This window comes from Streptomyces sp. NPDC050535 (assembly GCF_044457665.1).
In the GTDB taxonomy this organism is placed as follows: domain Bacteria; phylum Actinomycetota; class Actinomycetes; order Streptomycetales; family Streptomycetaceae; genus Streptomyces.
Map to the genome: position 1 here is coordinate 230,313 of NZ_JBITHE010000001.1, position 22,106 is coordinate 252,418.

Genomic DNA, 22,106 nt, shown 5'->3' on the forward strand with positions numbered 1-22,106 from the left:
TGACTCTACCGCGCCAACAGACAACGATGTCAAGCCACTTGGCACGCAGTGATACACAGCCGTGCGCCGGGCGGCGCGTACGGCGCAACACGGCACGGTGCGCGGCGGTGTGCGCGCTGGGCCGTCGGAGTGTCCGGCGGGCGGTTCCGCGCCCCGTACGCGGTCTTCCGTGGTAACCGTGGCGCAGGTTACTGTCCCTGCGGCTTGTGCGACCTGTGGTGCGCGACCCGTCCGAAGGAGGAGGGGCGCGTCATGCGTTTCCGTCCGTCATCCATCCTGCTGGCCGTCGCCCTGGCGGCCGGCGGGATCACTCCAGCGGTGGCAGCGACCACCGCCGCACCGGACCTCGTCCGGGACCCCACCGCCTACGTCGACCCGCTCATCGGCACCAGGAACGGCGGCAATGTCTTCCCCGGCGCCGTCGTGCCGTTCGGCATGCTCTCCTGGAGCCCCGAGAACACCCGCGGCAACGCCACCAGCACGGCCGCGCCCGGCGGTTACCAGTACGACGCCACCCGCGTCCGGGGCTTCAGCCTCACCCACATGTCCGGCACGGGCTGCGCGGGCGGCAGCGGGGACATCCCGTTCTTCCCGTACGCCGGTGAGGTCACCTCCTCCCCGGCGAGCGACACCAAGGACGCGGTGTACGCCGCCGACTTCGCACACGCCGACGAGAGCGCGGAGCCCGGCCACTACAAGGTGGGCCTCGCCTCCGGTGTGACCGCCGACCTCACCGCGACCACGCGCACGGGCTCCGGCCGCTTCACCTACCCCGCCGACAAGCCCGCCTCGCTGCTGATCCGTACCGCCAACTCCGAGGTGGGCTCGACGACTTCGGACGTCAGCATCGACCCGGCGACCCGTACGGTCTCCGGTTCCGTCACCTCCGGGAACTTCTGCGGATACCTCGACCCGGAAGGACAACGCGCTTACTACACCCTCTACTTCACCGCCAGCTTCGACCGTGACTTCAAGGCGACCGGCACCTGGCAGGACGACAGGCTGAGCCCGGGGTCCACGGAGGCGAGCGGTGGCACCGGCGGATTCGCCACCGGCGGCCGTCCCGTCGCGGGCAAGGGCGCCGGCGGCTATGTGGAGTTCGAGCCCGGTAGCGGCCCCGTCAACGTCAAGGTCGGTATCTCCTACGTCAGTCGGGCGGGCGCCGAGGCCAACCTCGCGGCCGAGAACCCGCCGTCCCGCTCCTTCGCCTCGGTTCAGGACGCCGCCCACCGGGCCTGGCGCGACCGGCTCGACGCGATCAGGGTCGGCGGCGGCACGGACACCGACCGCACCACCTTCTACACCGCGCTCTACCACGCCCTCCTGCACCCGAACGTCATCAGCGACGCCGACCGCAGATACCGGGGCAGCGACGACAAGGTCCACACCGTGAGCCGGGGCCACCGGGCCCAGTACGGCACCTTCTCCGGCTGGGACGTCTACCGCTCCCAGGTCCAGCTGCTGACCCTGCTCAGCCCGGACACCGGCTCCGACATCGCGCAGTCGCTGCTCGAACTGGCCCGGCAGAACGGCGGAGTCTGGGACCGCTGGCTGCACGGCGCGAGCGGCACGCACGTCATGAACGGCGATCCCTCACCGGCCGCGCTCGCCGGCATCCGCGCCTTCGGCGGCACGGACTTCGACCTGCGCGGTGCCCTCGACTCGCTGGTCCGGGCGGCGACGGTACCCACCGAGCAGGATCTCTCGTCGGCGGGCAAGCCGGTGCTGTCGGTGGGCCAGCGCCCGTCGCTGGACAAATACCTGGAACAGCACTACATGCCGTCCGTGTCCAACGCCTGGGGCGGCGCCGCCGAGACCCTGGAGATGTCCGGCGCCGACTTCGCGATCTCCCAACTGGCGTCGGCGGCAGGGCGGAAGAAGACCGCGGCCGACTTCGCCACCCGCTCCCAGTGGTGGCAGAACAACTTCAACATCGCCGCCGATCCGACCGGCGGCTACATCGCCAACCGCAAGGCTGACGGCAGTTGGGTCACCGGCTTCACCCCGGCGACCGGCAACGGCTTCGTGGAGGGCACGGCGGCCCAGTACACCTGGATGGTGCAGCACAACCCCGCCGGCCTCTTCGCGGCCATGGGCGGCCGGGACAAGGCCCTGGACCGCCTGGACACCTTCTTCCACAACGCGGACGGCAGCTGGGCGTTCACGGGCAGCGGCGGCGACAAGTCGGAACTCGACAACGAGCCGTCGACCAACGTGCCGTACCTGTACGCCTACGCGGGCGCGCCCTACAAGACGCAGGAGACGGTCCGCGCGGCCATGAACCAGCTCTGGTCGACCCAGCCGGGCGGCATCCCCGGCAACGACGACCTCGGCGCCATGTCGTCCTGGTACGTCTTCTCGGCGCTCGGCATGTACCCCCAGGTGCCCTCCCGCGCCGAACTCACTCTGTCCTCCCCGCTGTTCCCGAGGGTCGAGATCGACCGCCCGGGCCGCGCCGACATCAGGATCCGCGCGACGGGCGCGTCCGCCGACACTCCGTACGTCCAGTCGCTGAAGGTCAACGGCCGCGCGAGCGACCGCGCCTGGCTCCCGGCGTCCTTCGTCCGCGACGGCGGCACGCTCGACTACACACTCGGTGCCGCCCCCGACAAGCGGTGGGGCAGCGGTGCGGCCGCCGCCCCGCCGTCCTTCCGCCAGGGCGAGCAGCCCTACCAGATCGGAGTGGGTCCCACCACGGCCACTCTCGCGCCCGGCGGCAGCACGAAGCTCGACATCCGTGCCCTCGCCCTGAGCGGCGGCGCCGGACCCGAGGTGCGCTTCCACGTCGACGTGCCGGAAGGAGTGACGGCGACCCCTGCCGAGGGCACGGTGGTCGACGGCACCCAGTCGATCACCTTGACCGCCGCCCCGGACGCCAGGCAGGGCTTCTACGACGTCAAGGTCACAGTGACCTCGGCCGACACGTCCTACGAACAGCCGGTGTCCCTCACCGTCGCCGCTCCAGGCTCCCTCCTCGCCGCGTACAACAACACCGGTGTCTCGGACGACGTCGGCGACCACGACGAGGCCGACTACGACGGCGGCGGCTGGAGCTACTCCCGGCAGGCCCTCGCCGCCGCCGGGCTGCCCCCCGGCCACCAGGGCACCCTGTCCGGCGGTCTCGCCTACACCTGGCCCGACTCGCCGTCCGGCCGTCCCGACAACGCCACCGCGACCGGTCAGACCATCGAACTCGCCGAGCCCGCGCAGCGGTTGTCCTTCATCGGCAGCGCGGTCAACGGCAACCAGCAGACCAGGGCGACCGTCACCTACGCCGACGGAAGCACCGACGCCGTCGACCTCGCCTTCACCGACTGGACCGTCGGCGGCGGGGGCGGCACCGTCCAGTACGGCAACGAGACCGTCGCCGTGGCCGCGTACCGCAACGTCGCGGGCGCCGACAAGGACCCGGTGAAGACGTACGTCTTCGCCACCAAGCCCTTCGAGGCTCCCTCGGGCAAGACCGTCACGAGCGTGAAGCTGCCCGACAACGCGGACCTCCACGTCTTCACCCTCGCGGTGAACTGACCCCGGGAGAAGGGGAAACACGGCGGGCGGGCGTGGAGTCGAACTCCACGCCCGCCCTTTCCCATGGGGGTGTCCGTCAGGACAGCAGCTCCACCTCCGCCAGCGTCGCCTCACCGCTGAGGACCAGGCGGTAGTGCGCGTACGAGCCCGGCTTCGCCACGGAGAACGCCCGGGTCTGCTTGTCCCAGGTGAAGGACTCGCCGGAGCGTTTGTCCAGGTCGGTCCAGCGTGTGCCGTCGGACGAGCCCTGGAGGACCCAGCCGGTCGGCGCCGTCGTGTGGTCCGACGACGTCAGCGTGTACTGGACTCCCTTGGTGGCCGCCGACGTCGGCAGCTCGACCGACGCCACGCTCGCCGCTGTCGCCGACGTGTTGTCGAACAGCGCGCCGGCACCCTTCAGGGTGTCCGTGCGCGGCGTGGCCACCTTGTCGTCCTGTGTGATGGACACGGGCGCCGCCTTCTTGCCCGTGCCCCAGCCGGACGGCTTCGGACCCATGTCGAACTCCAGCACCGCGCCCTTGGAGATGAGCGAGTGGGGGAGCGAAGTCGACGTCCACTTCTTGCCGTTGACCTTCAGCCCCTGCACGTACACGTTCTTCGTGCTGTTCTTCGGGGCCTTGACGACGAGGTCCCTGCCGTTCTCCAGGTGGACCGTCGCCTTGGTGAACAGCGGGGAGCCGACGGCGTATTCACCGCTGCCCATCACCAGCGGGTAGAAGCCGAGCGAGGAGAAGAGGTACCAGGCCGACTGCTCGCCGTTGTCCTCGTCGCCGTGGTAGCCCTGCCCGATGTCGCTGCCCGTGTAGAGGCGTGAGAGGACCTCACGCACGTTCTTCTGCGTCTTCCAGGGCTGGCCGGCCGCGTCGTACATGTAGTTCACGTGGTGGGCCACCTGGTTGGAGTGCCCGTACATGCCCATCCGTACGTCACGGGCCTCCGTCATCTCGTGGATGACCCCGCCGTAGGAGCCCACGAATTCCGGCCCGGCCGTCTCGGGTGTCGCGAAGTACGTGTCGAGCTTCTCCGCGAGGCCGCTCCGTCCGCCGTACAGGTTGGCGAGACCACGTGAGTCCTGCGGCGCGGTGAAGGCGTACCCCCAGCCGTTGGTCTCGGTGTAGTCGTAACCCCACACGCGCGGGTCGTACTGCGACGACTCGACGCGCCAGTCGCCGCCCGCGTCCTTGCCCTGGAAGAAGCCGGCCTGCGAGTCGAACAGGTTCACGTAGTCCTGCGCCCGGTTGAGGAAGTACGCGGCCTCCTCCTTGTAGCGCTTCTTGCCGGTCTCCCTGTAGAGGGCCTCGCCCATCTTCGCGATGCCGTAGTCGTTGAGATAGCCCTCCAGGGCCCACGAAAGGCCCTCGTGCGTGTCGGTGCTCGTGTAGCCGAGGAAGGGCGAGGTGGTCATGCCCTTGCGGCCCACACCGGAGGACGGCGGGACGACGGTGGCGTTCTTGACCGCCGCGTCGTACGCCGACTTCGCGTCGAAGTCGACACCCTTCACGTACGCGTCCGCGAACGCCACGTCCGAGGACGTGCCGGTCATCAGATCCGCGTACCCGGGCGAGGACCAGCGCGAGGTCCAGCCGCCGTCCTTGTACTGCTGCACGAACCCGTCGACCATCTCGCCCGCCTGACTTGGAGTCAGGAGCGAATAGGCGGGCCAGGTCGTCCGATAGGTGTCCCAGAAGCCGTTGTTGACGTACACCTTGCCGTCGACGATCTTCGCGCCGGTGTGCGTCGGGGTGTCCGGGTTCGGCATCGGCGAGAACGGCGAGGCGTACTGGTACTTCGAACCGACCTTCTCGAAGCCGGAGTTGGGGTACAGGTACAGCCGGTACATGCTGGAGTACAGCGTGGTCAGCTGGTCCGGCGTGGCGCCCTGCACCTCGACCGTGCCGAGGATGTCGTCCCACTGCTGCTGTGCCCGCGCCTTGACCTTCCCGAAGGAGGTGCCCTCGGGGATCTCCTGGCGGAGGTTGTCCTTGGCCTGGTCGACGCTGATCAGCGAGGTGGCGAGACGCAGGGTGACCGTGCGGTCGTCGCCGGCGTCGAACTTCAGGTAGCCCTTGACCCCGGCCGAGGACCCCTCCGTCACCGGCGCGTCGAACACCCCGTACACGAAGAGCCGCGTCGCCCCCGTGGACAGCCCGGACTTCACGTCCGAGTACCCGGTGACGATCCCGTTCTCCTTGTCGAGCGTCAGCCCGGCCTGGTCGGTGACGTTGTCGAAGACCACGCTCGCGTCGTCACCGGGATAGGTGAACCGCAGCGCCGCCGCGTGGTCCGTGGGCGCCATCTCGGCCTTGAGGCCGTTCTCGAAGGTGACGCCGTAGTAGTAGGGGCGCGCGGTCTCGTTCTTGTGCTCGAAGGCGAGTTCGCGGGCGTCGCGGCCGGTGTCGGGGGTGCCGGACGCCGCCGAGGGCATCACCTGGAAGGTCTGCCGGTCACCCATCCACGGGCTCGGCTCATGGCTCGCGCTGAACGCCTGGATGGTGGGCAGGTTGTCCGCGTTGTTCGCCCGCGCGTAGTCGTAGAGCCAGCTCAGCGAACCCGCGTTGGTCACCGGCGTCCAGAAGTTGAAGCCGTGCGGGACGGCCGTCGCCGGGAAGTTGTTGCCACGAGAGAAGCCGCCGCTTGAGTTGGTGCCGCGGATGGTCGAGGCGTAGTCGGACAGGTGCGACTTCGGCTTCTCGGGCGCGACGCTCTTCAGCGTCACGTCGTCGAGCCAGCCGCGGAACTTCGCCGGCCCCTTCGGGGAGTCGTACCCGACCAGGATCCGGTCCACGGTCTTGCCCGCCGCGACCGAACCGATCCGCGAGGCGACGCTGTTCCACTGGTTGACGTAAAGGATCTTGGAAGCGCCCTGCCCCTGCGGTGTCAGCGCGAACCCGTGCTGGTCCAGGGCCTTGAGGCCGCTCAGATAGGTGCCGTCCGTGAAGACGAGGTCCACGGCCACGTTCGTGGCGTCGTAGTCCAGATCGCCGTCCGCCATCGACGGGAAGATCTTGTACGACAGCTGCGTGTCGCGGCCGACGGCCACGTTCACGTCGAAGACCTTGTTGTACGAGTACGCGCGGCCGTCGGGCTTGTGCGTACCGGCGTACCGCAGCGCCCGCTTGCCGCTGAAGCCCGCGCCCGCCTTCGCGGTCGGGGAGCCGCTCGGACCGCGGTCCACCAGCGAGAGCATGTCCTGGGGCGTCGGCTCGTCGACGGCACCGGTGGAGAACTGCACGTCGGCGAGCTGAAGGATGTCGCCGCCGTTGTTCTTGGTGATGTCGAGCCGGAAGTGCTGGTACTCGACGGGACTCGTGATGTCGTACGACTTCGTCTGGAAACGCTCGCCGAAGGACTCGCCGGAGCGGGTGTCGAGGGTCTTCCAGTCCTTGCCGTCCGTGGAGCCCTGAAGGGTCCAGGCCTGCGGGTCGCGCTCGTCGTGGTCGTTGGCCGAGGTGAGCGCGTACGTCACCACCTTGACCGGGGCGTCCAGGTCGAACTCCGCCCAGGCGGTGGGCTCGAACACCAGCCACTTGGTGCTCGACTCGCCGTCGACGAGGTTCTCCTTCACCTCGCCCCCGCCGGTGTTCTCGCCACTGGCCCGGACATCCGAGACGTGGTCGGTCACATTGCCGGGGATTCCCGTGGTGTAGCCGCCGTCCACCCCGGACGATCGTTTCGTCCCCTGAGGTGTCGTATCAACCGTGTTCAGCCAGGTCGGTACGGGATCGCCCGACTCGAACGAGGAGGCGAACTCCCTGTCGGCGGCGGCCGCCTGGGCGGGCAGGGCGACCGCGGCGCCCTGTGCGGCGACCAGCAGGCAGAGGGCTGAGACCCCCACCGTCGTGGCACGGCCCCAGCTGTACCTAGTCGAGGAACTCCGTCTGTATCGAGCTCTCTGCTGCATGCGCGAGCACCCTCCCAGCGTCCGGACAACGTTGTCAAATTCGCTGCGCAAAGACCAGTAGGGAGTCAAGTTGTGAGCGATGTCAAGGGTGTTGAATGTGGCGTCCGGGGCGAATGCCGCGCGACAAGCCGCGCATTACTCCCATCGTGGGAGGTTGGCACCTTGTGGATCTTCTTCGGGGTAACGCGTGGTCCCACCATATTTCCGCGAGGTCTCAACTCGGAAAAGACCGACTGCCAAACCTGCATTCGATCTTGCTCCATTGGCGGGAAGTGGACTATACCTGTCGGCGTCTGCCCAGCCGTTCTACGGCTGTGTACAGGCGCGACCCGGGGGGAAAATCTGGAGGCGGCGGACCGTGTCATATACACAGACCACCGCGTCGTTCCACTGAAACCCTCACGTACGACCCCAGCTTGACCCAACCGCGGTGCCGGGGAGGATCCGGTTCACCGCCTGAGTCCTGAAGAAGGCGAGGACTTGAGCATGGGATCCACTTCCGCCGAGAACAGCAACACCGAGGGTGTCGGACGCCGCGCTCTGATGAAGCGGTCGGCAGCACTTGCCCTGATTTCCGTACCGACGATGAGCTTCCTGTCGGCCTGTGCCAGCGGCGGGGGCGACGACAGTTCGGACGATACGAACAAGGGCGAGACGAGCGCGGAGAACCCCTTCGGGGTGGCGAAGAGCAGCGCGCTCGACGTCGTCATCTTCAAGGGCGGTTACGGCGACGACTACGCCAAGGCCTGGGAGGCCGCCTTCGACAAGAAGTGGGGCACCAAGAGTGCCCACACGGGCACCCAGGAGATCACCGGCAAACTCCAGCCGCGCTTCAACAACAACACCCCGCCGGACGTCGTCGACGACTCGGGCGCCCAGCAGATCAAGCTGGACGTGCTCTACAAGAACGGCCAGCTCCTCGACCTGGCCGCGGTGCTCGACGCGCCTTCGCTCGACGACCCGAGCAAGAAGGTCCGCGACACCCTGATCCCCGGCACCCTCGACCCGGGCCTCCAGGGCGGCAAGAACGTCGCCCTGCCGTACGTCTACACGGTGTGGGGCCTCTGGTACTCGGGCAAGCTCTTCGCGGACAAGGGCTGGGAGGCGCCGAAGACCTGGGACGAGTTCCTGGCCGTGTGCAAGGCGGCGAAGGCCGACGGCATCGGGGGCCTGGCGCACCAGGGCAAGTTCCCGTACTACATCAACGTCGCCATCATGGACCTGATCGCCAAGAAGGGCGGTCTCGAGGCCATGAAGGCGATCGACAACCTCGACCCGAAGGCGTTCGTCGGCAACGACGCCGCCGCGGCGGCCATCGAGGCGATCTACGAGGTCGTGGAGAAGGGCTACCTGATGGCCGGCACCAACGGCCTGACCCACACCGAGTCACAGACCCGCTGGAACCAGTACAAGGCCGCTTTCATCACCTCCGGCTCGTGGCTGGAGAACGAGCAGCTCAAGCAGACCCCGGACGACTTCGACATGAAGTTCCTGCCGATGCCGAACCTGCCGGACAGCCAGCTCCCGTTCGAGGCGATCCGGGCCGGCTCGGGTGAGCCCTTCATCATCCCGGCGAAGGCCAAGAACCTGGCCGGAGCACAGGAGTTCCTGCGCTCCATGCTCTCCAAGGAGTGGTCGACGCTCTTCGCCCAGCAGGCGAACTCGCTGAGCATCCTCAAGGACGGCGTCGACTCCGGCGTCGAACTGCGCCCCGGCACCCAGTCCACGGTCGAGGCGTCGAAGGCCGCGGGCGACAACACCTTCAACTTCCTGTACCCGAACTGGTACAGCGAGATGGACGTCTCGATCCAGAACGCTTCGAACGAACTGATGGCCAAACGAATTCAGCCCGCGGAATGGCTGAAGCGCGCCCAGGCGGCAGTCGACAAGGCGGCCAAGGACCCGGAGTCCAAGAAGAACCACCGCGACTGACCGAGCATTTCGGAACACCAGGGGCAGGATGCCATGCGAAAAGGGCAGTACCGGTTTGTCGCGGGGTTTCTCCTCGCACCATTGGCTCTGTATCTGATCTTCGTGATCTGGCCGTACATACAGACCATCGGATACTCCTTCACCGACTGGCAGGGGCAGTCGCAGACATTCAGTTTCGTCGGCCTGGACAACTACAAGGAGTTGTTCCAGGACGACATCTTCCTGGGTGCGATCTGGCACAACGCCCTGTTCCTGGTGTTCATCCCGGTGCTCACCATCCTGCTCGCCCTGTTCTTCGCCTTCATGGTGAACGCGGGCGGGCGGGGCGGCGCCGGCGGTGTGCAGGGCGTCTCGGGTTCGGGCTTCTACAAGATCGTCTACTTCTTTCCGCAGGTGCTTTCGCTGGCGATCCTCGCGGTGCTCTTCGGGGCGGTCTACCGGAGCGACGAGGGCGGTCTGCTCAACGGGGTCCTGGTCAAACTCGGCCTGGTGGACGCGAACAGCCCGATCGAGTGGATGAACGAGCCCAACATGGTCCTGTGGTGCCTGATGGCGGTGGTCGTCTGGCACGGCGTCGGCTTCTACCTGGTGCTGTTCTCGGCGGCGATGCAGTCCGTCCCCAGGGACATCTACGAGGCCGCGCTGCTCGACGGCGCGGGCCGCTCGCAGACCTTCTTCCGGGTGACCCTGCCGCTGCTGTGGGACACCGTGCAGACCGCCTGGGTCTATCTCGGCATCATCGCGATGGACATGTTCGTCCTGGTCTCCACCATGACCTCGGGCACCGGCTACGGCGGCGGCCCCGACCACCACAGCGACGTCATGGCGAACGTGATGATGCGCAACTTCCTCTACTTCGGAAAGAGCGGCTACGCCTGCGCGATGGGCGTGATCATGCTGCTCCTCACCCTGATCCTGTCCGTGGTCACGCTGCGCGCCACCCGCCGCGAGCGCATCGAGTTCTGAGGCGGAGACAGAAAATGAGCGCACCCATCAAGGAGCCGACGCGGACCGGCGACGGCATCCCCGCCCAGCGATCGGCCGACAAGGCCCCACCACGTCCGGGTGGCGCCGGCCGCGGTGAGGGCGTCACCCTCAACGTCTTCTCGCACGCCTTCCTCGTCCTGTGGGCCGTGCTGATCGTCCTGCCGCTGCTCTGGCTGGTTCTGAGCTCCTTCAAGACCGACGCGCAGATCGGCGGTTCGGCCCTGAGCTGGCCCTCGAACTGGCAGCTCGACGTCTTCAGCAGGGCCTGGGACAAGGGCATCGGCGACTACTTCACGAACACGATCATCGTGCTCGTCTTCTCGGTGCCGCTGACCATGCTCCTCGGCTCGATGGCGGCGTACGTGCTGGCCCGCTACGAGTTCCCGGGCAACCGCCTCATCTACTACTTCTTCGTCGGCGGGGCGATGTTCCCCGTGTTCCTCGCCCTGGTGCCGCTGTTCTTCATGGTCAAGCGTCTCGAGATGTTGAACACGTACCAGGGTCTGATCCTGGTCTACGTCGCCTACTCGATGCCGTTCACCGTGTTCTTCATGCACGCCTTCTTCCGGACGCTGCCGACGGCGGTCTTCGAGGCGGCGGTGCTCGACGGCGCCTCGCACACCCGGGCGTTCTTCCAGGTCATGCTGCCGATGGCCAAGCCCGGCCTGCTGAGCGTCGGCATCTTCAACGTGCTCGGCCAGTGGAACCAGTACATCCTTCCGTCCGTCCTGATGCAGCCACAGAAGGGCGGCGATCCGGAGCGATATGTCCTGACCCAGGGCCTCATCCAGCTTCAGCAGCAGCAGGGTTACGCCACCGATCTCCCCGTCCTCTTCGCCGGCGTGACCATCGCGATGATTCCCATGCTCGTGGTGTACCTCTCCTTCCAGCGCCAGGTCCAGGGAGGCCTCACCTCGGCCACGCTCAAGTAGCGCCCGACCTCGCCGACGGAAGTCGCCGGCCCGCACCCGGGGTGACGGTCGCGTGTCCGCGGGGTGACGGAAACGGAACGCGCCCGAAGCCTCCGATTTTTCGTCAAGGACTTGACTGCGGTAACCCGTTCAGCGGAGCTTGGAGTTCACAACTTGTAAGTGACCCGGGTTCCGCTGCTGTGACCCGGGTCACATGGGCGGCATCGGGGCCGTCCGGCTGAGGGCAGGAGTGGATGAGTCGATGGAGACTCCGGGGTCGCAGTCTTCGCTGCACCGAGCCAATCTGGAGCGCGTCGTACGTGCGGTGCGCCTCGCAGGTTCGCTCACGCAGGCGGAGATCGCGCGCACGACGGGCCTGTCCGCCGCGACCGTTTCCAATATCGTCCGGGAGCTCAAGGACGGGGGAACGGTCGAGGTCACACCCACTTCGGCGGGGGGCCGCAGGGCCCGCAGCGTCAGTCTGAGCGGGGACGCGGGCATCGTCATCGGGGTCGACTTCGGGCATACGCATCTGCGTGTCGCCATCGGGAACCTCGCCCATCAGGTGCTCGCCGAGGAGTCCGAGCCGCTCGACGTGGACGCCTCCGCGGCGCAGGGCTTCGACCGGGCGGAAGAGCTGGTCAGCCGTTTGATCGCGGCCACAGGGGTGGACCGGTCGAAGATCGCGGGGGTGGGCCTCGGGGTGCCGGGGCCGATCGACGTCGAGTCGGGAACCCTCGGCTCGACCGCGATCCTGCCGGGCTGGACCGGTACGAAGCCCGCGGAGGAGCTGGGCGGGCGGCTCGGGGTGCCCGTGCAGGTGGACAACGACGCCAATCTGGGCGCGCTCGGGGAGATGGTCTGGGGGAGCGGGCGCGGGGCCAGGGACCTGGCGTACATCAAGGTCGCGAGCGGTGTCGGCGCGGGTCTGGTGATCAACGGCAAGATCTACCGCGGCCCAGGTGGCACAGCGGGAGAAATCGGGCATATTACTCTTGATGAATCCGGCCCCGTCTGCCGCTGTGGCAACCGGGGCTGCCTGGAGACCTTCACCGCCGCGCGCTATGTCCTGCCACTCCTTCAGTCCAGTCACGGCACGGATCTGACCATGGAGGGCGTCGTCAGGCTGGCGCGGGACGGTGACCCGGGCTGTCGTCGGGTGATCGCCGACGTCGGCCGACACATCGGCAGTGGAGTCGCGAATCTCTGCAATCTGCTCAACCCGAGCCGGGTGGTCCTCGGCGGCGATCTCGCCGAGGCCGGAGAGCTGGTTCTCGGGCCCATAAGGGAGTCTGTCGGCCGTTACGCGATCCCCAGCGCGGCGCGTCAACTCTCGGTGTTGCCAGGGGCCCTTGGCGGCCGTGCGGAGGTTCTCGGAGCACTCGCTCTCGCGCTCAGCGAGATGGGTGATTCGACCCTTTTGGACGGATCGCTGACTGCCGCGAGTCCCGCCTTCACTTAGAGAACGCACGACGCCGTTGCCATCTCGTTAAGTATTTACTTCTTGACGTCGCACGTACGGCCGAGTTGACTTCGAGCCACCTCGGCCGCAACGACGCGGCCTCGTCAGGGAGGTTTGTTTAGTGAACACGCGTATGCGTCGTGCTGCTTTCGCCGTTGCCGCTGGTGCGATGGCCGTTTCGCTGGCCGCTTGTGGCAGTGCCGCGGAGTCCAAGGACAGCGACGAGAGCTCGGCCGCTGCCAAGGGTGACGACATCAAGGTCGGTCTGCTTCTCCCCGAGAACCAGACCGCGCGGTACGAGAACTTCGACAAGCCCTTGATCGAGAAGAAGGTCAAGGAGCTCACGAACAACAAGGGCGAGGTCATCTACGCCAACGCCAAGCAGGACGCCAGTACGCAGAACCAGCAGGTCGACACGATGATCACCAACAAGGTGGACGTGCTGATCGTGGACGCTGTGGACTCCGCGGCCATCAAGAGCTCGGTCCAGAAGGCCAAGGACGCCGGCATCCCGGTCGTGGCCTACGACCGTCTGGCGGAAGGCCCGATCGACGCCTACATCTCCTTCGACAACGAAGAGGTCGGCCGGGTCCAGGGCGAGGCCCTGCTCAAGGCTCTCGGCGACAAGGCTTCCAAGGGCGACATCGTCATGATGAACGGGTCGTCCACCGACCCGAACGCCGCACTCTTCAAGAAGGGCGCGCACTCCGTCCTCGACGGCAAGGTGACCGTCGGTAAGGAGTACGACACCAAGGAGTGGAAGCCGGAGAACGCCAACGCCAACATGGAGGGCGCCATCTCCGCCCTCGGCAAGAGCAAGATCGTCGGCGTCTACTCCGCCAATGACGGCATGGCCGGCGGTATCATCACCGCCCTCAAGGCCGCCGGCATCGACAACATCCCGGTCACCGGCCAGGACGCGGAGCTCGCGGGTGTGCAGCGCATCGTCGCCGGTGAGCAGTACATGAGCGTCTACAAGCCCTACCCGCAGGAAGCCAACGTCACGGCCGAGATCGCCGTCGCGCTCGCGCAGGGCAAGTCGCTCGACTCCCTCGCCAAGACCAAGGTCGACAGCCCCACCACCAAGGGTGTCCCGTCGGTCCTCGTCCCGGTCGTCTCGCTGACCAAGGACAACATCAACGACACCGTCCTCAAGGACGGCATCTACACCGTCGCCGACATCTGCACGAGCGCCTACAAGGCCGACTGCGACTCGCTCGGTCTCAAGTAGGTCTCCGCAAGTCTCTTTCCACGTACGGGAATTCGTCACTGAATTCCCGTACGGACTTGCGTACTCCAAAGCCTCTCCGGCGCTCCGCATCCATCAGCCCCGCAAGCTAGGGCGGGGCGCCGGAAGGAACCCCCCTCCGCATCTTTCTGCACAACCTCCCGCCGGGTCAGGCGGCGAAGGAGATGATTAACGTGTCCGCTACGCCTGTTCTGGCGTTGCGCGGGGTCTCCAAGCGATTCGGTGCCGTCCAGGCGCTCACCGATGTTGAGCTTGAGGTCCACGCCGGCGAAGTGGTCGCCCTGGTGGGCGACAACGGCGCCGGCAAGTCCACGCTGGTGAAGACGATCGCCGGCGTGCACCCCATCGATGAGGGCGTCATCGAGTGGGACGGCAAGGCCGTCCAGATCAACAAGCCGCACGACGCGCAGGCCCTCGGGGTCGCGACCGTCTACCAGGACCTCGCGCTCTGCGACAACATCGACGTGGTGGGCAACCTCTACCTCGGTCGCGAGCTGAAGAAGCGCGGCATCCTCGACGAGGTCGAGATGGAGCGCCGTTCCCGCGAGCTGCTGGACACCCTGTCCATCCGCATCCCCAGCGTCCGTATCCCGATCGCCTCGCTCTCCGGCGGTCAGCGCCAGACGGTGGCGATCGCCCGTTCGATGCTCGGCGAGCCCAAGCTCGTCATCCTCGACGAGCCCACCGCGGCCCTCGGTGTCGAGCAGACCGCCCAGGTCCTCGACCTGGTCGAGCGGCTGCGCGAGCGCGGCCACGCGGTGCTCCTCATCAGCCACAACATGGCTGATGTGAAGGCCGTGGCCGACAAGGTCGCCGTCCTGCGCCTGGGGCGCAACAACGGCATCTTCGAGGTCAAGTCGACCTCTCAGGAAGAGATCATCTCCGCCATCACGGGTGCCACGGAGAACGCCGTGACCCGTCGTGCGGCGCGCAGCAGCAATGGGGAGGCTCAGAAGTGAGCATCGACAAGACCTCCGCGACCCCCGAGGACCACGCGGTGGCGAACCCCGAGGCCGCCGCCGCGGCGAGCACCGTGGTCGACCCCCGGCTCCTCGTCCGCGAGCAGGGCCTCGCGGGCTACGCCTCCGAGTTCAAGCGCAAGATGAAGGCGGGTGACCTGGGTTCCATCCCGGTCGTCCTCGGCCTCGTCATCATCTGGATCATCTTCCAGAGCCTGAACTCGAACTTCCTCACCGCGGGCAACCTGTCCGACATCTCCGTCGCCATGGTCGGCACGGGCATGATCGCGGTCGGCATCGTCTTCGTGCTGCTGCTCGGTGAGATCGACCTGTCGGTCGGTTCGGTCTCCGGTGTCGCCGGCGCCGCCTTCGCGGTGCTGAACGTCACGCACGGCATGAACCAGTGGCTGGCCTTCATCCTGGCCATCCTCACCGGCACGGCCGCGGGCGCGATCCACGGCTTCGTCTTCGCGCGCATCGGCGTGCCCGCCTTCGCCGTCACCCTGGCCGGTCTGCTGTTCTGGAACGGCTTCATGCTCCAGATCCTGGGTGACAACGGCACCATCAACCTGGATAGCGAAGGCATCGTCGCCAAGCTGACCAGCTACTACTTCACCGATGTGGCCGCCGCCTACGCGCTGGCGATCGTCGTGACCGCCGGGTTCTTCGTCAGCTCCTTCTACGGCAACCGCCGGCGCGAGGCCGCCGGTGTCCCGTCGCAGCCGCTGAGCGAGACCATCCTGCGGACGGCGCTCCTGGGCATCCTCGCCTTCGCCGTCGCGATCGTCTACAACCAGTACAAGGGCCTGCCGCTGGCCGTGGTGATCTTCATCGCGGTACTGCTGCTCACGGACTTCGTGCTGCGCCGTACCGCCTACGGCCGGAAGATCTTCGCGCTCGGCGGCAGCGTCGAGGCCTCCCGGCGTGCCGGTATCAACGTGGAGATGGTCCGGATCTCGGTCTTCGCGATCGCCGGTACCTTCGCCGCGATCGGCGGTCTGTTCATCGCCTCGAAGATCGCCTCCGCCAACCAGGGCGCCGGCGCCGGTGACCTGCTGATGAACGCCATCGCGGCGGCCGTCATCGGTGGCACCAGCCTCTTCGGTGGCCGTGGCCGCACCTGGAACGCGCTGCTCGGTGTGCTGGTCATCGTCTCGATCCAGTACGGGCTCGCCCTCCAGGGCATCGCCTCGCCGATCCAGTACATGATCACCGGTGGTGTTCTGCTCGCGACGGTCGTCATCGACGCCGTCACCCGCAAGACCCAGAAGACGGCGGGCCGCGCCTAGCGAACCCGGCCCCTTCAGGCCATTGGACGAAGTGCCCGGTACCGACGGAGGTACCGGGCACTTCCATGTCCAGGAGACAAATCCGGTAAGGGAACAAGCGTGCGGATTATTTACAGCCGTTCGCGTGATGTACGACGCACAACCCGGACGCCGCCCCGAAAGACGGAACATTAGACTCGACAGACCCGGCAAAGCTCGAACAGCTCTATCGCAAGGAGGCACGGGTGCCGCTGCTGACCCGCATCAGGGGACCGCGCGATCTGGACCGGCTCAGCCTGGAGCAGCTCGACCAGCTGGCCGGTGAGATCAGGACCTTTCTCGTCGACGCGGTCTCCAAGACCGGCGGCCACCTCGGCCCGAACCTCGGCGTCGTGGAGCTCACCCTCGCTCTGCACCGCGTCTTCGAGTCGCCCAAGGACAGGGTGCTGTGGGACACGGGCCACCAGTCCTACGTCCACAAGCTGCTCACCGGCCGTCAGGACTTCTCGAAGCTGAAGATGAAGGGCGGCCTCTCCGGCTACCCCTCACAGGCCGAGTCCGAGCACGACGTCATCGAGAACTCGCACGCCTCCACGGTCCTCGGCTGGGCCGACGGCCTGGCGAAGGCGAACCAGGTCCTGGAGCGCGATGACCACGTGGTCGCGGTCATCGGCGACGGCGCCCTCACCGGCGGCATGGCCTGGGAGGCGCTGAACAACATCGCCGACGCCAAGGACCGCCCCCTGGTGATCGTCGTCAACGACAACGAGCGCTCGTACGCCCCCACCATCGGCGGCCTCGCGAACCACCTGGCGACCCTGCGCACCACCGACGGCTACGAGCGCTTCCTGGCCCGCGGCAAGGACCTCCTGGAGCGCACCCCGGTCGTCGGCAGGCCTCTCTACGAGACCCTGCACGGCGCCAAGAAGGGTCTCAAGGACTTCATCGCCCCGCAGGGCATGTTCGAGGACCTCGGCCTCAAGTACGTCGGCCCGATCGACGGCCACGACATCGAGGCCCTGGAGTCGGCCCTGATCCGTGCCAAGCGCTTCGGCGGCCCGGTCATCGTGCACTGCCTCACCGAGAAGGGCCGCGGCTACCAGCCCGCCCTCCAGGACGAGGCTGACCGCTTCCACGCCGTCGGCAAGATCCACCCCGACACGGGCCTGCCGATCGCCTCCTCCGGCGCCGACTGGACCTCCGTCTTCGGCGAGGAGATGGTCAAGCTCGGCGAGGAGCGCAAGGACATCGTCGCCATCACCGCCGCGATGCTCCAGCCGGTCGGCCTCGACAAGTTCGCCAAGGCCTTCCCCAAACGGGTGTACGACGTCGGAATCGCCGAGCAGCACGCCGCCGTCTCCGCGGCCGGCCTCGCCACCGGCGGACTGCACCCCGTCTTCGCCGTCTACGCGACCTTCCTCAACCGGGCCTTCGACCAGGTCCTGATGGACGTGGCCCTGCACAAGTGCGGTGTCACCTTCGTCCTCGACCGCGCGGGCGTCACAGGCACCGACGGCGCCTCGCACAACGGCATGTGGGACATGTCGATCCTCCAGGTCGTGCCGACCCTGCGGCTGGCCGCGCCGCGCGACGCGGACCAGGTCCGTGCCCAGTTGCGCGAGGCCGTCGAGGTCACCGACGCGCCGACCGTGGTCCGCTTCTCCAAGGGCGCGGTCGGCCCCGCCGTACCCGCCGTGGGCCGGGTCGGCGGCATGGACGTGCTGCGTGAGCCGGGCACCGACACCCCGGACGTGCTGCTCGTCTCGGTAGGCGCCCTCGCGCCGATGTGCCTGGAGATCGCCGGCCTCCTCGACAAGCAGGGCATCTCCACGACCGTCGTCGACCCGCGCTGGGTCAAGCCCGTCGACGAGGCCATGGCCCCGCTCGCCGAGCAGCACCGCGTGGTCGTCACCGTCGAGGACAACTCCCGTGTCGGCGGCGTCGGTTCGACCATCGCGCAGGCGCTGCGGGACGCGGGCGTCGACGTACCGCTGCGCGACTTCGGCATCCCGCCGCGCTTCCTCGACCATGCCTCCCGCAAGGAGGTCATGACGGAGATCGGCCTGACCGCGCCGGACATCGCCCGCCAGGTCACCGGCCTGGTGTCCCGGCTCGACGGACGGTTCGAACGCACCACCGCGGCGGCCATGGACGCGGTGGAGCCCGCCCGCGACTGACGTACCCAGGTCCGCCGGGCCGGTTTCTTCACTCTGAAGGGGTGGCGGAACCGGCCCATTCGCGTGAACCTGTCCGCGCCGGGGCATGCGCAGCACACGCCCCCTCGATCATGTCGAGGACGTCAAGCGTGGAGGTACACCCGTGAGTAGCACTCTCTTCAGAACGAAGAAGGTCGAACAGTCGATCTCGGACACTGAGGAGCCGGAGCACGCACTCAAGAAGTCGCTGTCCGCTCTGGATCTCACCGTCTTCGGCGTCGGAGTGATCATCGGCACCGGCATCTTCGTGCTCACCGGCACGGTCGCCAAGAACAACGCCGGACCCGCCGTCGCCCTCGCCTTCGTGGTGGCCGGGGTCGTCTGCGCGCTTGCCGCGATCTGTTATGCCGAGTTCGCGTCGACGGTCCCGGTGGCGGGCTCGGCCTACACCTTCTCGTACGCCTCGCTCGGTGAGCTGCCCGCCTGGATCATCGGCTGGGACCTCGTACTGGAGTTCGCGCTTGGCACGGCGGTGGTCGCCGTCGGCTGGTCCGGGTACGTCGCCTCGCTGCTCGACAACGCGGGCTGGCACCTGCCGGAGGCGCTCAGCGGGAGGGAAGGGGCCGACGGCTTCGGCTTCGACATCCTGGCCGCCGGCCTGGTGCTGGTGCTCACCGGCATCCTCGTGCTCGGCATGAAGCTCTCCGCGCGGATCACCTCGCTCGTCGTCGCCATCAAGGTGGTCGTCGTCCTCGTCGTGATCGTCGCGGGCGCCTTCTTCATCAAGGGCGACAACTACGACCCGTTCATCCCGAAGGCGCAGCCCGTGGAAGCCGGCGCCGGTCTCCACTCCCCGCTGATCCAGCTGATGTTCGGCTGGGCGCCCTCCAACTTCGGCGTGCTGGGCATCTTCACCGCAGCCTCCGTCGTCTTCTTCGCCTTCATCGGTTTCGACGTCGTGGCCACGGCCGCCGAGGAGACGAAGAACCCGCAGCGCGACATGCCCCGCGGCATCCTGGGCTCCCTGATCATCTGCACCACCCTCTACGTCGCCGTGTCGATCGTCGTGACCGGCATGCAGCACTACACCAAGCTCTCCGTGGACGCCCCGCTCGCCGACGCCTTCAAGGCCACCGGGCATCCCTGGTACGCGGGCTTCATCAGCTTCGGCGCCGCCGTCGGCCTGACCACGGTCTGCATGATCCTGCTCCTCGGCCAGACCCGGGTCTTCTTCGCGATGAGCCGCGACGGACTGCTGCCCCGCTTCTTCTCGCGTGTCCACCCGCGCTTCAAGACCCCGCACCGGCCGACCATCCTGCTCGGTGTGATCATCGCGATCCTCGCGGGCTTCACCAGCCTGAGTGAACTCGCCGAACTGGTGAACATCGGCACCCTGTTCGCCTTCGTCGTCGTCGCGATCGGTGTGGTCATCCTGCGCCGCACCCGCCCCGATCTGCCCCGTACCTTCCGCACCCCGCTGGTGCCCTACCTCCCCATCGTCTCCGTCCTGGCCTCGCTGTGGCTGATGCTGAACCTGCCCGCCGAGACCTGGCTGCGGTTCGGTATCTGGATGGTGATCGGCGTCGTCATCTACTTCCTGTACGGGCGTTCGCACAGCCGTCTCGGCCTTCAGTCGGAGGCGACGGCGGGCGGAGTGCCGAGGCCGCAGGGTGGCGACACCAAGTAGCCGCCTTCCCCGACCCGTTGATGATCCGGCCCCGTATGTCCCGTTTCGGCGGAGACTGCGGGGCCGGATAGCGTGCACCGTATGCTCGCCGAGCTCCTGGAATCACCTCGCTCCACAGCCGAGCCGCGAGGATCGGACCGCGGCTACTGGAGACGGCTCCTGCCCGTGCTGGCGCTGCTCGCCTGCGTCACCCGGGCCCCCTCCTTCCTGCACCCGCTGTGGAACCCGGACGAGGGCTATCTCGCCGTACAGGCCCGCATACTGGCGAACGGGGGAGAGCTCTACGAGACGGTCGTGGACCGCAAGCCACCGCTCGTGCCGTGGCTGTACGAGGCGGCCTTCGAGGTGTCCGGCTCCGGCTCGCTGACCTCGGTCAGGGTTCTCGCGGTGGTGGCCCAGCTGTCGACCGCCGTCCTGCTCGCGTCGCTGGCCCGGCGCCGCTGGGACGACCGGGCGGGGCGCACGGCGGGCGTGCTGTATCTGCTGGTCTCCGTCGGGCTCAACCCCGAGGACGCGCAGGCCGCCACCTTCGAGGTGTTCATACTGCCGTGCACGGCCGCGGCGATGTGGTGCGCGGACAGGCGCCGTTGGGGCGCGGCCGGGGCGGCCGTCGCGTGCGCCTTCCTGGTGAAGCAGACGGGCGGAGCGGTGCTGGTGCCGGTGGTGTGGCTGCTGTACCGGCACGGCGCACCGCGAACGGACCTGGTAAGACTGGCAGTCGGAGCGGCCCTGCCCGTCCTCTGTGCCGCGCTGCTCACCGACCCGGCGGGCTTCCTGTTCTGGACGGTCACCGGATCAGGCGCGTACGCCTCCTTCACCGGATCCGAACTCCATGTCCTCGGCAGGGGGTTGGCCAACAGCGCGATCCTGACGGTGGCCTGCGCGGGCCTGATCCCTCCGGTGGTACGGGTCCTGCGCATCGCCCGTACGGGTTCGGCGGAGCTCTGGCTCTGGCTGGCCTCCTCGGCGGCCGCGGTACTCCTCGGCTTCCACTTCTTCGGCCACTACTACCTGCAACTCATCCCGCCCATCGCCCTGTTGGCGACGGCCGCACTCCAGATCCTGCCCGGCGAACGGCTGGCGAGGGCCGTACTCACCTCCGCCTGCTGCTGCACCCTGTTCCTCGCCTGGGGCCTGCTCGCGCCGCGCCCCGACCTCGCACACGCCCAGCGCCTGGCGGCCGCGGTGGCCCACCGCACGGAGCCAGGCGACCGGGTCCTGGTGTGGGGCATACACCCCGAGATCTACTGGCTGGCCGACCGCACCCCAGCCAGTCGCTTCCTCACCGCCGGCCTGCTCACCAACTACAGCGGCGGCCGCAACGGCCCCCAGGTGGGCGAGAAGTACGCCGTGGCCGGAGCCTGGCCGGCGTTCCGCGCGGAGACGGCGGCCCATCCGCCGGCACTCGTCGTCGACGACTCCCGCGACAAGCCGTACGCGCCACGGCGAGTGCCGTCGCTGCGGCGGCTGTTGGCGGGGGGATACGAGGAGGCGGGAACGGTGGACGGGGCGGTGCTGTACGTGAGGGAACGAGGCTGATCGCTTTCAGCCCGTCCGGCGCTTGAGGACGAGCGCGTCAGCGCGACAGGGGGGTCCGGGGGCGCAGCCCCCAGGAACGGGACGGGAAGGGGCGGAGGGGGCGAGAACCATCCTCAGGCGTCCCCCCGTACCGCCCGAGGCCCCGCCACCTCCGCTCCGAACGCACTCACCCTGCGCCGGAGTTCACGGTCCGCCGTCACGACGAGACACGGCTGCCCGGCCGCGGCGGCGGCCAGTTCGGCGATCCGGTCGTCCCCACTGCCGGGTGCCGACTCCACCCGTACACCCGGCACGGACTCCACACCCCGGGCGGCCCCCTCGACCACGAGGACGATTTCCACGGGACCCTCGCGCCCGGGGACGCCGTCGGCGGCGAGCCGGTCCCGCAGCCGCTCCGCGGCCCCCCGCCGGTCGCGCCACCAGCCGTCGGGGACGGAGCCGACGACGTTGGCGGCGTCGATGATCACGAGTGTCGTCACGGCGATTCCTCCCGGTGTCCTGGGCCGACTGAAGCACGAAGAGGGCCC

The 22,106-nt window shown here is 68.0% G+C and carries 13 protein-coding genes; 11 read left to right on the top strand and 2 right to left on the bottom strand.

The window, feature by feature from the left end; genetic code table 11:
• Positions 1-252: 252 nt before the first annotated feature.
• Positions 253-3,528, top strand: a complete 3,276-nt coding sequence (locus ACIBLC_RS00955; RefSeq protein ID WP_399208448.1) for a GH92 family glycosyl hydrolase — start codon at positions 253-255, stop codon at positions 3,526-3,528.
• Between the two features lie 76 nt (positions 3,529-3,604).
• Here the strand turns inward: ACIBLC_RS00955 and ACIBLC_RS00960 are convergent, their stop codons facing one another.
• Positions 3,605-7,429 carry a GH92 family glycosyl hydrolase gene (locus ACIBLC_RS00960; protein ID WP_399208449.1) on the bottom strand — a complete coding sequence of 1,275 codons (3,825 nt, stop codon included), beginning with the start codon at positions 7,427-7,429 and terminating at the stop codon, positions 3,605-3,607.
• Positions 7,430-7,915: 486 nt separating this feature from the next.
• Between ACIBLC_RS00960 and ngcE the strand changes: the two genes are divergently transcribed.
• From ngcE to ACIBLC_RS01010, 10 genes are all read left to right on the top strand, one after another.
• A complete protein-coding gene (gene ngcE, locus ACIBLC_RS00965; RefSeq protein ID WP_399208450.1) occupies positions 7,916-9,361 on the top strand; it encodes an N-acetylglucosamine/diacetylchitobiose ABC transporter substrate-binding protein in 1,446 nt (481 codons plus the stop codon).
• Between the two features lie 33 nt (positions 9,362-9,394).
• Complete coding sequence (locus ACIBLC_RS00970; RefSeq protein ID WP_399208451.1) at positions 9,395-10,327, top strand: carbohydrate ABC transporter permease; 933 nt, start codon at positions 9,395-9,397, stop codon at positions 10,325-10,327.
• A gap of 14 nt (positions 10,328-10,341) precedes the next feature.
• On the top strand, positions 10,342-11,280 hold the full coding sequence (locus ACIBLC_RS00975; protein WP_399208452.1) for a carbohydrate ABC transporter permease: 939 nt from the start codon (positions 10,342-10,344) through the stop codon (positions 11,278-11,280).
• A gap of 241 nt (positions 11,281-11,521) precedes the next feature.
• Positions 11,522-12,721 (top strand): ROK family protein, encoded by a 1,200-nt coding sequence (locus ACIBLC_RS00980; RefSeq protein WP_399208454.1) that lies wholly within the window; start codon positions 11,522-11,524, stop codon positions 12,719-12,721.
• Between the two features lie 133 nt (positions 12,722-12,854).
• On the top strand, positions 12,855-13,952 hold the full coding sequence (locus tag ACIBLC_RS00985) for a sugar ABC transporter substrate-binding protein (RefSeq protein WP_383681513.1): 1,098 nt from the start codon (positions 12,855-12,857) through the stop codon (positions 13,950-13,952).
• Positions 13,953-14,134: 182 nt separating this feature from the next.
• The gene (locus tag ACIBLC_RS00990) at positions 14,135-14,929 is read left to right on the top strand and encodes an ATP-binding cassette domain-containing protein (protein ID WP_399208455.1); all 795 of its coding nucleotides are present in this window, start codon (positions 14,135-14,137) and stop codon (positions 14,927-14,929) included.
• Complete coding sequence (locus ACIBLC_RS00995) at positions 14,926-16,218, top strand: sugar ABC transporter permease (protein WP_399208456.1); 1,293 nt, start codon at positions 14,926-14,928, stop codon at positions 16,216-16,218. The genes ACIBLC_RS00990 and ACIBLC_RS00995 overlap by 4 nt, the downstream gene beginning before the upstream one ends.
• A 224-nt stretch (positions 16,219-16,442) precedes the next feature.
• Positions 16,443-18,374 (top strand): 1-deoxy-D-xylulose-5-phosphate synthase, encoded by a 1,932-nt coding sequence (dxs, locus tag ACIBLC_RS01000; protein WP_399208457.1) that lies wholly within the window; start codon positions 16,443-16,445, stop codon positions 18,372-18,374.
• Between the two features lie 142 nt (positions 18,375-18,516).
• Positions 18,517-20,040, top strand: coding sequence for an amino acid permease (locus ACIBLC_RS01005; protein ID WP_399208458.1), 1,524 nt, complete (start codon positions 18,517-18,519; stop codon positions 20,038-20,040).
• An 81-nt stretch (positions 20,041-20,121) separates the two neighbouring features.
• Positions 20,122-21,579: an ArnT family glycosyltransferase gene (locus ACIBLC_RS01010; protein WP_399208459.1), complete on the top strand. Its 1,458-nt coding sequence runs from the start codon at positions 20,122-20,124 to the stop codon at positions 21,577-21,579.
• A 113-nt stretch (positions 21,580-21,692) separates the two neighbouring features.
• On the opposite strand, the gene ACIBLC_RS01015 is transcribed toward ACIBLC_RS01010, so the two are convergent.
• A complete protein-coding gene (locus ACIBLC_RS01015) occupies positions 21,693-22,058 on the bottom strand; it encodes an NTP pyrophosphohydrolase (RefSeq protein ID WP_399208460.1) in 366 nt (121 codons plus the stop codon).
• Positions 22,059-22,106 lie beyond the last annotated feature (48 nt).